Source organism: Thermodesulfitimonas sp. (assembly GCF_052743955.1).
This window is the reverse complement of record NZ_JBRAIN010000061.1, coordinates 1-11,666: the sequence shown is the minus strand read 5'-3', so window position 1 is coordinate 11,666 and position 11,666 is coordinate 1. Positions and strand designations below refer to the sequence as shown.

Sequence of the window (11,666 nt, the reverse complement as noted above, 5' to 3'; positions counted from 1 at the left end):
CGGCACGAACCGCCTGAAGGAATCCCCGGGCCAAAGCCCTGGGGAGGAAGTCAATTCCACCCCACCTTCCTGTTGTTTAAGCCGCACCGTCAAAGCGTAAGACATCCCTGCCACTTTCGCCAGCGTACCTCCCTTTTTTGCCTGCACCAGGAAGGTTGAACCGTCGGCGAAGCACTGGGTTTCAAAATCGCGGCGGAACCAGAGAACAATCGCGCGGCTGAGCTCCGCGGCGGTGATTTTTATCCGGTAGATACGTAGCGCCAAAGGCCTTCCCTCCGCCTAAAGTATCAGCATCGCGTCCCCGAAACTGTAAAAACGGTACCGCAGTCGAACCGCTTCCCGGTAAGCCCGCAGAATCTTCTCGCGCCCGGCAAAGGCCGCCACCAGCATCAGTAGCGTTGAGCGCGGGAGGTGAAAGTTGGTGATGAGGGCGTCAACTACTTTAAACCGGTAACCCGGATAGATGAAAAGATCCGTCATTCCGGCTCCTGCGCTCACTCTGCCGCCTTCATCCGCAACCGTCTCGAGGCAGCGCACAACCGTTGTACCTACGGCAATCACGCGGCGTCCTTCCGCCTTCGCCTGGTTTACGGCCACCGCCGTCGCCTCCGGCACAAAGTATTCCTCCCGGTGCATCCGGTGGGCCGCAATGTTCTCCTCCCGCACCGGCCGGAAGGTATCAAGCCCGATGTGCAGCACCACCGGCACCACCCTAACGCCCATCGCCCGAAGCGTCGCGAGCAGCTCCGGGGTGAAGTGAAAACCCGCCGTCGGCGCCGCAGCGGAACCAACCTCCCGGGCATAAACCGTCTGGTAGCGTTCGGGAGCCGAAAGCTTCTGCTTGATGTACGGCGGTAGCGGCACCTCCCCTACCCGCTGCAATACATCCTCGAAGGACCCCGTGTAGTAAAAACGAATGAAGCGCCCACCCGTTTCGGTACGTGCAACCACTTCACCGGTAAGCCACCCGCCGCCGAAAACAAGCCGGGTCCCCGGAGGCACCCGCCGTCCCGGCCGCACCAGCGCTTCCCATTGGTCCTGCCCTACCGCGCGCAGCAGCAGCACCTCCACCCTGCCCCCCGTGCCCTCTTTTACCCCGTAAAGCCGCACGGGTAGCACCTTCGTCTCGTTTACCACCAAGAGGTCCCCGGGAACAAGATACGCTACGATTTCCCGGAAAATCCGGTGTTCAAAGTCCTCCCGGTCCCGGTAAACCACCAGCAGGCGGGACGCGTCCCGCTGGGGAAGCGGCTCCTGCGCAATAAGTTCGGGCGGTAGTTCGTAATCAAAATCGCTCGGTTTAAGCAAAGTTTTTGGACCCGCTTCCCTCCCACGGGAAAGGTGCTTCCATCTCCCCGCGCAAAATTTCGCCTATTCGCGCCGCGTCTATTTCCTGGTGCGCGGCCCGCTGGGCCAGAAACCACCAGGCGGCTTTCAGGCTCCTCTCCCAGAAGAGCGCGTCGGAAACCGCCGGACCGACCCCGTACCGCGCGCGCCAGCTGTCAGGGTCGTAGAGCAAACGCAAAACGGTCCAGGCTCCTGTTTCATCAAGCCATGCCGACCAGTCAAGCCTCTCCTTCGCCTCCCGGAGAAAGTGCAGGAACTGCTCCGCCCGCACCATATCCTCCGGCGTGACCCCTTCCCGGCCCAGCCACTCTGCGGGCCGGTAGTGCGGCGCCTCCGGGTCAAAGCCATGACAAGACGCGGCGTGCATGAGTAGATAGCCCCGCTCGAGCCGCCCATCATCCCCAATCGCCACGATCTCCCCCACGGGAAAGGAGCGGCAGACCCGCGGCCGGCAGCGGTAAATCAGGCACCGGCCATCCCCGGACAAGAAAGGGCAGCGCCCCCGCCGCACAAGACAAACCACGGGGAGGGGATGCTTTTCCCCCCGGTAAAAGGTGCAGACCTTGAGGAGCTCGCCCGTAGCGACCCCAACCCCCCGCGCGATCCGCAAGAGGTCCCAAGGGTCAACCCGGATCGTAGTGGCAGCGCAACACCGCCCCCAGCATTCGGGCTTACAGGTGAAAGGGAAAGTGTCACTGGGGGCGAGAAGCTGGTATTTCCCTGAACCCGCCAATTCGGGGTCACCACCTCGCGTTTCACTTGCCAAAAGCTTATACTACGGAAACCGGACGGTCAAGTGTACCGCCCACCCCCCAGACCGTATTTTCTACTTACGCTTTCAGCGCAGCCGCCGGACGGTCCAGACGGCAGCGGCGAGGCAAACCGCCACGTAACCAGCGAGACCGGCAAGAGAGACGAGCGGTAGCCCCTTGCCCGCCGCCAGCGCACGCAGGGCGTAGCTGGTGTGGGTGAGGGGCAGGCAGTAGATGAGGTCGGCCACCACCCGGGGCAGGTTTTCCGCCCGGAAGAAGGTGCCGCAGAGGAAGGCCATCGGCAGGATGACGAAGGTACTGAAGTTGGACATATCCTCGTGGGAGGGCACCGTCATCGCCGCCACCACCCCAAGAGCAGCGAAGAGAAAACAGGTGAGAAAGATAACGGTAAAAAACCCTACCCCCGCCGCTGGCCGGGCGCCAAAAAGGAACCCGAGGACCAGGATAATGAGCGCCGCCACCAGCCCCCGGACCGTCCCAGCCAGCACCTTGCCCAAAACGAAGGAGAAACTGCTGACCGGGGCGAGGAGGTACTCCTCCAAGGTCTTATGGTAGAGGCGGCTCATATTGAGCGAAACCCCCACGGCGTTAAAGCTCACCGTCATCGCGCTAAGCGCAATGATCCCGGGAACGACAAAATCCAGGTAGGAGCCGCCGTTTACCGTAATGTTCCGCCCAAGGCCCCAGCCGAAAGCGACGAGGTACAGAAAAGGGCTTATGAGACGCGTGGCGATGAATTTCCAGAAGCTCCGCCGAAAGACGAGCATCTCCCGCCAGAAGACGGTGTAGAAATCTAACATCAGTCCCGCACCTTCCTTCCGGTCAATTTCACAAATACGTCTTCCAGGGTCGCCTCCCGGATCGTCACCGCTTCGCTTAAGCTACCGGCGTAGCCGACCGCCTCCTCCCGGGTACCGAAGAAGGCGTAGGTGGCGCCCGCACCGTCGAAGCCTTCCACCACGAAGCGGCCCACTTGCTCCTTCAGCGCCGCCGGGGTGCCCAGCGCAATGAGCCGCCCCCGGTCCATAATCCCGACCCGGTGGCAGAGAGCTTCCGCTTCCTCGATATAGTGGGTGGTGAGGAACACCGTGACGCCCTCCCGGTTCATCCGCCGTACCAGGTCCCACATCCGCCGCCTGGTCTGGGGGTCAAGGCCCACCGTTGGTTCGTCCAGGAAGAGCACCTTTGGTTTGTGCAAGAGCGCCCGCGCAATCATCAGCCGCCGCTTCATCCCGCCGGAGAAACGGTTCACGAACTCGTCAGCCCGGTCGGCCAGCTCCACAAAAGATAAGAGCTCCTCGATCCGCCGCTGCCGCTCCGCCCGCGGGATTTTGTACAGGCGCCCGTGGAGCTCCAGGTTTTCCCGCGCGGTAAGCTCCTGGTCTAAGTTCATGTGCTGCGGCACCACGCCGATCGCGTGGCGCACCCGCGCCAGGTCCCGCTGGACCTCGTACCCGGCGATGTAGGCTTCTCCGGCACTCGGCCGGGTGAGCATCGTCAGCATCCGGACGGTGGTGGTCTTCCCGGCCCCGTTGGGGCCAAGCAGACCGAAGATCTCACCCCTTTCGATCTTGAGGGAAAGCTGGTCCACCGCCCGGAGGCTTCCGAAATCTTTAGTCAACCCGTTGATTTCAATCAATCCGTTACCTCCCTAAACAGATAGAAAGGCCTGCCCGCACTCACGTCAATCCTTACCCCTGCAACTTATAAGCGGCGCCTGGGAAAGTCCCGGCCTCTCTATTTCTTCTGCAGCCGGGCAACCCCTTCCTGCCAGCCGGCCGCTTCCCAAGGCCGAATAATAAAAGGACCGCCAGAGATAACCTTCCGGTAACCTCCGTGGTCCCTTTGTCCCTCTTTGGCGTGGAAAAAGCAGAACGCGGCGCAGCCTCCAGAGATCCTTAGCTCTTCGGTGCCGCAGACGGGCTCCGGCCCGCCTTTTTAAGCGAGTATACGCGAAGAAACGGTACCCGTCAAGACCGGCGCGCCTGAGCGACGAATTTCCGCCCCCGGCAGGCTGGTTGCCGCTGCTAACGGCAAATTATCCCGTCCCTTGCAACCGCCCAAACGCTGCAAGATGCCGTTTGCCATCCACACAAAAACCGGGCGGGAAAATTTTTCTCAAGTTGTTAGTTCGACTTCAGAACGCCGCTTAGGGCACTTAAAAAACCTTTGACGCCCCAACCGCCGATTAAAATTGACCCTTTAAAGGCTCCGTGCTGTAATGCTCTGCATAGAATGCAGCGCCACGGAGTTGATAAACGGCGCCCAGGCGATAGAAGAAGCCAACTGGCGCCGGCAGCTACAGCTCGGCGTTGAGCTTTTGCCGGTAGGGGATTTCTCCCTCTACGACCACGTACTCGATACGGCCCTGATGTTTGGCCTCATCCCGGCGCGCTTTAAGCCCCTAGCGCAGAAAACGGCGGCCTCGACCTTTACTTCGCGCTGGCCCGCGGCACGGAAGAGACACCGGCGCTGGCGCTGCGGAAGTAGTTCGATACCAACTACCACTACTTGGTACCGGAGTGGGACCAAGAAACGCAACCGGTGCTCTCCCGCAACCTGCCGTTAGACGCCTTCCGCCGGGCGCAGCGGCTGCTCGGCATCGCTGGCAAACCGGTCGTCTTAGGGCCCTTCACCTTTGTTAAACTTTCCCGCGTGGCCGACTGGCAGCGGGCGCTTGAGGCGATCATCCCTCCCTACGTCCAGATGCTGCAAAAGATGGAAGCGGCCGGGGTGACGTGGGTGCAGGTAGACGAGCCGGTACTCGTCTGCGACGTAACCGCAGCCGAGTTAAAGGCGTTAACCGCGACTTATACGGAACTCGCCCGGCACCTTAAAAACCTGAAGATCATGTTGCAAACCTATTTCGGGAGCGCCAACTGGTTCTCCTACTTGATCGCCCTGCCGGTAGCCGGTATCGGCCTCAATTTTGTCCGCGGTCGCCGGGGAAACCTGGCCAATCTTGAACACTACGGTTTTCCGCCCGATAAGGTATTCGGCGCCGGGATCGGGGACGGGCGAAACGTCTGGCGGACGAATATAGAAGAGGCGTTACGCCTCCTCGAAAGGCTGCAATCCTTTGTGCCGCGCGAAAGGCTCTGGCTGCAGCCCTCCTGTAGCCTCCTTCACCTGCCGGTTACCACCGCCGGGGAAAACTCCCTTCCCCCGGCCCTCCGGGAAGCGCTTGCCTTTGCCGATGAGCGGCTCGCTGAACTCGCCATTCTCAAACGCGCCCTGACCGAAGGGACCGGTACCGTAGATAGAGAGATTACCACCGCTAACCGCGCCCTCCGCACCCTGGAAATGGTGGATCACCGGTGCATCCCGGCCGTCCGGGCGCGCGTAGCGGCGCTCAAAGAAGAGGATTTCTCGCGCCCCACCCCGTTTGCTGAGCGCAAGGAGTTACAAAAGCGCCGCCTCGGCCTGCCGCCGCTGCCCACCACCATCGGCAGTTTTCCCCAGACTCCCGACGTACGCGCGGCGCGGGCGCGTTTCCGGCGCGGTGAACTGGGCCGCCAGGAATACCAGGCCCTCATCCGGGAGAAAATCGCGGCCTGGATTCGCCTTCAGGAGCGTATAGGGATAGATCTTCTCGTCCACGGGGAATTCGAGCGGAGCGATATGGTGGAATACTTTGCCGCCCAGCTTCCGGGCTTTGCCCTCACCGCCAACGGCTGGGTGCAATCCTACGGCTCTCGCTGCGTCAAACCGCCTATCCTTTACGGCGACGTCTGGCGGAGCCAGCCGCTAACGGTCGCCGAAACGACCTACGCCCAATCCCTGACCAGTAAACCGGTCAAGGCGATCCTTACCGGACCCGTAACCTTCCTTAAATGGTCCTTCGTGCGGGAGGACCTCAGCGAGCAGGAGATCGCCTACCAGTTAGCGCTCGTTATTCGGGACGAGATCCGCGACCTCGAAAGGGAAGGGATCGCCGCCATCCAGATCGACGAACCCGCCTTCCGTGAGGGGCTGCCGCTGCGGGCCAGGGACCGCGAACGCTACCTATACTGGGAAGAAGTCGTGTAGTCCCACCAGCCGCCCGTTGGCCAACTGGAAGCCCAGCGCCACCACCCGCGGCGGCCCGTCAAAGCGCGTGGGCCGGGCATCGGCCATCGCCACCGGCATCAGCGGCCCGCTGTGCGACCCCCGCATCCACCCCGAAACAAGGTGCGGGAAGGCAAAGGGTTCCAGTACCTTGCCCACCGAAGGATAGCCGTTCTGGCAGCGGACGATGTAGACCGGGTCGTCCTTACCCACATAGCGGCCGGCAATGAGGTTCAGCCGCTGGGTGCTGGACGCCGCGGCGATTTCGCCCGTCCCCCGGTGAAAAACCCGCTTCACCGCGTACCGGCCGGGAGCGCCGATGAAAACCAGCAGGTCGTAAAGGTCTTCCGGGCAGGAAAGGACGACCTTTCTGTTCTCCACCAGATCCCGGACCTCAAAGTCGAAACCGCAGTGCATCTTCGGGTCGATAATCAGCCCGATGGTATTGAAGGGATCGGCAAAGATCTTGTAAAGGGGCAGGTTCCAGGCGCCGGCTCCGTCTTGTCGACCATTAGAACTACAACCGGTTCGCTCTCCCGCTCCTCCACCTCGATCTCCGCCACCCCCGGCCCTAGCCCTTTAATGTTACCGGAAAAGGCGTCGGCTAAAAGGTCCTGTCCGGCACCATAGAGCTTGAGTTTCTTCGCCACCTCGGTGCAGGCCGTAAAGGTGTCCCACGCGAGCTGGTGGATCTCGCCGCTGTTTACGCCCCCTGGTGTGGGTCATGATCAGGTTTACGTTGTCCCCCACGGGAACCACCCGGTAATCGATGAGGAGCGGGTGACCTTCAAGACAGCCCCGCGCCTTCTCGATTACCTCCGGATGCACCGCACTGTGTCCCACAAAGCCACCGATATCCGCCTTAATCACGCTCAAGGTCACCTTAGCCATTCTTTTTCCCCTTCCTTTCAACTGCCTTTTTTACCGTTTGCGCCACGTCTTGCGCCGTAAGGCCGTATTGAGCCAAAAGCTCCGCCGGCTTGCCCGACTGGCCGAAGGTATCCCTGATTCCCATCCGGAGCACGGACACCGGCATCGCCGCGGCGAGCGCCTCACTGACCGCGCCGCCGCGCCCGCCAATGATGCTGTGCTCTTCCACCGTTACCACGGCGCGGCTGCGGGCCGCATACGCGAGAAGCGTCTCCGTGTCGAGAGGCTTGAGTGTGCTTACGTTGAGCACCGCAGCCTGGATGCCTTCAGCCGCTAACTTTTCGGCTGCCGCCAGCGCCACTCCCACCATCAACCCGCACGCACAAATCGTCACGTCGTCCCCCTCCCGGAGCACCGTAATCCGCCCGATGGTAAAAGGCTTTTCGGGCGGCGTGACGACCGGTGCCGCCGGCCGGCCCAGGCGGAGATAGACCGAACAACCTTCCCACGCCGCCGCCGCGAAGGTGGCCTGGGAGGCCTCGTAGGCGTCAGCCGGCACCACCACCGTCATCCCTGGCATCGCCCGCATAAGCGCCAGGTCGTCCACGGCCTGGTGCGAAGCCCCGTCCTCCCCAACCGTGATCCCGGCGTGGCTCGCCGCGATCTTCGCGTTGAGTCCCGGGTAGGCCACCGACTGAAAAATCTGGTTCAGCGCCCGCTGCGTGGCGAAGATGGCGAAGGTCGACGGGAACTCCCGCGCAAAACCCGCTGTCTGGGTGGACTTGGAGAGATCCGCATCCAGCACCACCACCCGTTCGTCCCCGCGGCCCAGTTCTACCAACGCCCGGCCGTAGCCCTCCCGGGTCGCTAACAAAGGCCCGCTGCTCACCGCCACGTCGCCTCTCCCCTTTCCTGCAGCTCTTTCAGCGCCTGTTCCCCCTGCTCGCGGTTCGGCGCCCTACCGTGCCAGTCGACTTGGTTCTCCATAAAGGAAACCCCTTTACCCTGTCACGGTCCGGGCGATAATCGCCGTCGGCCGCTGGGCGTAGCCCACGCTTTCTAAGGCAGGGAGGAGCTCGCTAAAGTCGTGGCCATTAACCGTGATTACCGACCAGCCGAAAGCCCGCCACTTATCGGCCAGCGGCTCTAAGGCGAGCACCTTTTCCGTGGGCCCGTCGATCTGGAGCCCGTTGCGGTCTACCACCGCCACCAGGTTCCGCAGGCGGTAGTGGGCCGCCGCCATCGCCGCTTCCCAGACCTGTCCTTCCTGGCACTCCCCGTCGCCGAGGAGCACGTAAACCCGGTAGCCGCTTCCCCGAAGGCGCGCGGCCAGCGCCATACCGACCCCCACCGAGAGCCCCTGCCCGAGGGAGCCGGTTGACATCTCGACCCCGGGGACCTTCCGCATGTCGGGATGGCCCTGGAGCGGCGAACCAAGCCGCCGCAGATCCTCCAGCCAGCTGAGCGGGAAGAAGCCTCGTTCGGCCAGCGTGGCGTAAAGTGCCGGGGCGGCATGCCCTTTCGAAAGGACAAAGCGGTCCCGCTCCGGATCGTCCGGCTGGCGCGGGTCAACGCGCAGCACCCGAAAGTAAAGCGCTGTTAATATCTCGACCGCGGAGAAGGACCCGCCCGGATGCCCCGATCCGGCGGCGGTAAGCATCCGGATCACGTGCTGGCGAATGGCGCAGGCCTTCCGCTCCAATTCTCGGTACCTACCCGGAGCGGGGAACTTAACCGCCGACGGCATAACGCTCCCTCCCGTAAGACTCCTTCTGCCCTCTTATCTGCTCCAACCGCGCCGCCAACAGGCAAAGAAGCGCCTAGTAAGGAATTACCTCCTCGCCTTTCACCCGCCGCAGCAGCGCCTCGGTGATTCCGAAGCCCATTCCCACTTCGCGCAGTTCCTCCCGGGTGAGAGGGCCGAGGATGGTGGTTACCCACATCTCGCGGCCCCCGTACCACTCCCGGGAAGAGTTAATCTTACCTGCTTCCCGGAGCTTCACCCCGGCCGGATTCGGCACGGGAGACGGCTCCTTCAACGGGACCCCGATTACGGCCCCGTCGCCCGCAGGCGGCAGCAGCGTGACCACCGTATCGGCGTACCACCACTGCGGCTCGACAAAACTCTGAGTATCCCACTGGCGCTGTCTTATCTCCCGGCGCACCTGCTCTACCGTATAGCCTCTATCGGCCGCGTCGCGCTGCACCTTCCACGCCACCTTAAGTTCGGGATGGGTATCGTAATAGACCCGGTAGTCGTACCTCGCCGCCAGCACCCCGAAACAGAAGGGGTGCAGCCCCTCGCAGATGATAAACGGCCGCGGCTCAACCCATTCCGGGTCGCCAAAATCCCCGGTATCGTGGTCGTAAACGGGTTTTTCAGCACCTTCTCTCCCTGCCGCAGCTGGTAGAGATGCTCGATGAAGAGCCCCAGGTTGTTCGCCCGCGGGTTAAGCGGGGTGATCCCAATCGCAGATCTCTTCCGGCGGTTCAGCGAGTGGTAGTCATCGAGCCCGATCACCGGTACCTTATCCGGCCCCAACAACTGGCCGAGTTTCCGGATAAGGGTGCTCTTCCCGGCGCCGCTGTCGCCAGCCACGCCGACTACAACTGGCTCCGTCCGCATCCTACATCCCTCCCCAACAAGATAATGCTGTGCGTAAAGCCTCCCGGGACTCCGCCGCCGCTGCCAGCGAGGTCCCCGCAACGACCGCCTCCACTGCCTCTTGAACCGCTTGCGCGCCCGCCCGGGTTCCTTTCGGGTGACCGTGGACCCCGCCGCCGAACTGGAGCAGCACATCACGGCCGAAGATACTCACCAGATCCGGAATATGGCCGGGGTGCAACCCTCCCGAAGCAACCGCGAGCACCGGCTTGATCCCCCGCCAGTCCTGCGGCGGCAAAGCGCTCTCCGCCCCGGGCAGCGCGCCCGTCTGGTTGCCGAGGGCCCGGTGACAGGCCAGCACCTCTTCCCGGTCGCCCTCCATCTTGCCCACCACCCTCCCGATGTGGAGCTGATCGACACCCGCCAGCCGGGCAAGTTTCGCCAGGACCAGCATACTGATCCCGTGGCGCCTGCTCCGGGCAAAACTGGCGTACATCGCCCGGTGGGCGTGGATCACCAGCCCCAGGTCTGCCCGGCGCAACGAGAGAAGCCCCGCAAAACCGGCGGTAACGATATCCACCATCACGTAGCGGCCGCCCTCCCGCTTCACCATCACGGCGCGGCGGAGCATCGTCTCCGTATCGCCCGTGACGTTGGGCAGGTAGGCCTTTTTCTCGCCAAGTTGCCGCCTCCGCCCGCGCACGCGCTTCCAAACAGCGCTTCACCCGCTCCTCAAAAGGAGAAAAGGGTTGGTCGGTGAGGTTCTCGTCGTCCTTCACGATATCCACTCCGCCGACAAAGGCCTCGTAAACAACCTTGGCCTGCTCCTCCGGGGTGAGGCCGCGCTTCGGCTTGACGATCGTGCCCACGAGCGGCCTGTCTTTAATCCCCAAAACCTCTCTCACCCCCGTCACCCCGAAGGCGGGTCCGGGACCGGCAACCAGCACCGGCGGCAGGTAGATGTCGTTAAGCCGCAAATTCTCAACCGCTTTCATCCCGAAAACGTTGCCGGCTACGCTGCTGAGAAACTGGGGTATATTCCCGGGCTCGAAGAGCGCCGCGGGATAGGCGATCGTCACCCTATTGCCTTCAATCCGGCAGACCCGCGCCCGCAGGTTTTCCCAGATCCGCGCTTGCATCGTGCACAGGTTCTCCGTCAGGTCCCGATGGAAGACTCCGAGGCCACCGCCCCTGCCGCCTCGAAGAGGTCGACACCTACCGCCAGCTCCACGTAAAAAGAAGCAAGGCAGTCGTTCGGCCCCGGCAGATAATCCAGGCTCAAAAAATCGCGGTAGCGCATTACCCTCGCCCTCCTTTTAACTCCCGCAGGCCGCGGCCGTCCCGGCTTGTTTGCCGGTAAGCGCCCGCCAATCGGCCAAGAAGCGCTCGATCCCGATATCGGTCAGCGGGTGCTTTACCATCTGCTTTAAAACCGCAAAGGGAACCGTAGCGATCTGCGCTCCGGCCTTCGCCGCCGCCAGCACGTGGAGCGGGTGCCGGATACTCGCCGCGATGATCGCGGTCTTAAACCCGTAACGCCCGAAGATCTCCGCCGTATCGCGGATGACTGCCAGCCCGTCGTGCGAAATGTCGTCCAGCCGCCCAACGAAGGGGCTAACAAAGGTCGCCCCGGCCTTTGCCGCGAGCAGCGCCTGGTTGGCCGAAAAAATCAGCGTCACGTTCGTCTTGATCCCCTCCGCCGCAAAAGCTCCTTTACCGCCTTCAATCCCTCCGCCGTCATCGGAATCTTCACGGCGGTGTTAAGCCCCCAAGCCGCGTAAGCGCGGGCCTCCCGGACCATCTCCGCCGCCGTGGTCCCTAACACCTCGACGCTCACCGGGCCAGGCACCAGCGCACAGATCTCCCGGGTTACCGCCGCTACGTCCGCCTGCCCGGCCCGCGCCAGGAGCGTCGGGTTGGTGGTTACCCCGTCAACCACGCCCCACGCGACCGCCTCTTTGATCTCCGCCACCTTCGCCGTATCGAGGAAGATGCGCATCCCTTTTCCCTCTCTGCCAAAGTTT

Annotated in this window: 10 protein-coding genes and 6 pseudogenes; 2 read left to right on the top strand and 14 right to left on the bottom strand. The window is 62.8% G+C overall.

What is annotated here, in order from left to right:
* The 5 genes from ACUVTA_RS06440 to ACUVTA_RS06420 form a co-directional block, all read right to left on the bottom strand.
* Positions 1-264: hypothetical protein (locus ACUVTA_RS06440; protein ID WP_445952140.1), on the bottom strand; the 264-nt coding region annotated here is incomplete at its 3' end.
* Positions 265-279: 15 nt separating this feature from the next.
* Positions 280-1,308 (bottom strand): tRNA preQ1(34) S-adenosylmethionine ribosyltransferase-isomerase QueA, encoded by a 1,029-nt coding sequence (queA, locus tag ACUVTA_RS06435; protein ID WP_445952139.1) that lies wholly within the window; start codon positions 1,306-1,308, stop codon positions 280-282.
* Entirely contained in the window at positions 1,301-2,080 is a 780-nt protein-coding gene (locus ACUVTA_RS06430; protein WP_445952138.1) for a YkgJ family cysteine cluster protein, read from the bottom strand. Before ACUVTA_RS06430 ends, queA begins: the two co-directional genes overlap by 8 nt.
* Before the next feature lie 105 nt (positions 2,081-2,185).
* On the bottom strand, positions 2,186-2,920 hold the full coding sequence (locus ACUVTA_RS06425) for an ABC transporter permease (protein WP_445952137.1): 735 nt from the start codon (positions 2,918-2,920) through the stop codon (positions 2,186-2,188).
* Positions 2,920-3,759, bottom strand: coding sequence for an ABC transporter ATP-binding protein (locus ACUVTA_RS06420; protein WP_445952136.1), 840 nt, complete (start codon positions 3,757-3,759; stop codon positions 2,920-2,922). The genes ACUVTA_RS06425 and ACUVTA_RS06420 overlap by 1 nt, the downstream gene beginning before the upstream one ends.
* Positions 3,760-4,371: 612 nt before the next feature.
* On the opposite strand from ACUVTA_RS06420, the gene ACUVTA_RS06415 reads away from it, so the two are divergent.
* Both ACUVTA_RS06415 and metE read left to right on the top strand, forming a co-directional pair.
* Positions 4,372-4,689: a hypothetical protein gene (locus tag ACUVTA_RS06415; RefSeq protein ID WP_445952135.1), complete on the top strand. Its 318-nt coding sequence runs from the start codon at positions 4,372-4,374 to the stop codon at positions 4,687-4,689.
* A complete protein-coding gene (gene metE, locus ACUVTA_RS06410; protein WP_445952141.1) occupies positions 4,665-6,149 on the top strand; it encodes a 5-methyltetrahydropteroyltriglutamate--homocysteine S-methyltransferase in 1,485 nt (494 codons plus the stop codon). The genes ACUVTA_RS06415 and metE overlap by 25 nt, the downstream gene beginning before the upstream one ends.
* Here the strand turns inward: metE and ACUVTA_RS06405 are convergent.
* From ACUVTA_RS06405 to fsa, 9 genes and pseudogenes are all read right to left on the bottom strand, one after another.
* Positions 6,135-7,058: pseudogene (locus tag ACUVTA_RS06405) on the bottom strand (fructose-1,6-bisphosphatase); the annotation flags it as partial. The gene metE and the pseudogene ACUVTA_RS06405 overlap by 15 nt on opposite strands.
* Positions 7,051-7,932 carry a transketolase family protein gene (locus ACUVTA_RS06400; RefSeq protein ID WP_445952134.1) on the bottom strand — a complete coding sequence of 294 codons (882 nt, stop codon included), beginning with the start codon at positions 7,930-7,932 and terminating at the stop codon, positions 7,051-7,053. The pseudogene ACUVTA_RS06405 and the gene ACUVTA_RS06400, both read right to left, overlap by 8 nt.
* Positions 7,923-8,784, bottom strand: a pseudogene (locus tag ACUVTA_RS06395) (transketolase). Before ACUVTA_RS06395 ends, ACUVTA_RS06400 begins: the two are co-directional and overlap by 10 nt.
* Before the next feature lie 73 nt (positions 8,785-8,857).
* Positions 8,858-9,361: pseudogene (locus ACUVTA_RS06390) on the bottom strand (hypothetical protein); the annotation flags it as partial.
* Between the two features lie 74 nt (positions 9,362-9,435).
* Positions 9,436-9,663 (bottom strand): annotated as a pseudogene (locus ACUVTA_RS06385) (hypothetical protein); the annotation flags it as partial.
* Position 9,664: 1 nt separating this feature from the next.
* Positions 9,665-10,345, bottom strand: a complete 681-nt coding sequence (locus ACUVTA_RS06380; protein WP_445952133.1) for a RuBisCO large subunit C-terminal-like domain-containing protein — start codon at positions 10,343-10,345, stop codon at positions 9,665-9,667.
* A gap of 61 nt (positions 10,346-10,406) precedes the next feature.
* Positions 10,407-10,781: pseudogene (locus ACUVTA_RS06375) on the bottom strand (RuBisCO large subunit C-terminal-like domain-containing protein); the annotation flags it as partial.
* Positions 10,782-10,798: 17 nt separating this feature from the next.
* Positions 10,799-10,942, bottom strand: a complete 144-nt coding sequence (locus tag ACUVTA_RS06370; RefSeq protein WP_445952132.1) for a hypothetical protein — start codon at positions 10,940-10,942, stop codon at positions 10,799-10,801.
* 16 nt (positions 10,943-10,958) lie between these two features.
* A pseudogene (gene fsa, locus ACUVTA_RS06365) lies at positions 10,959-11,641 on the bottom strand (fructose-6-phosphate aldolase).
* Positions 11,642-11,666: the final 25 nt, after the last annotated feature.

Bases quoted from the DNA above. Each gene is read 5' to 3' on its own strand.
- ACUVTA_RS06425 (WP_445952137.1), bottom strand. From the start codon at position 2,920: ATGTTAGATTTCTACACCGTCTTCTGGCGGGAGATGCTCGTCTTTCGG.
- ACUVTA_RS06370 (WP_445952132.1), bottom strand. From the start codon at position 10,942: ATGCGCTACCGCGATTTTTTGAGCCTGGATTATCTGCCGGGGCCGAAC.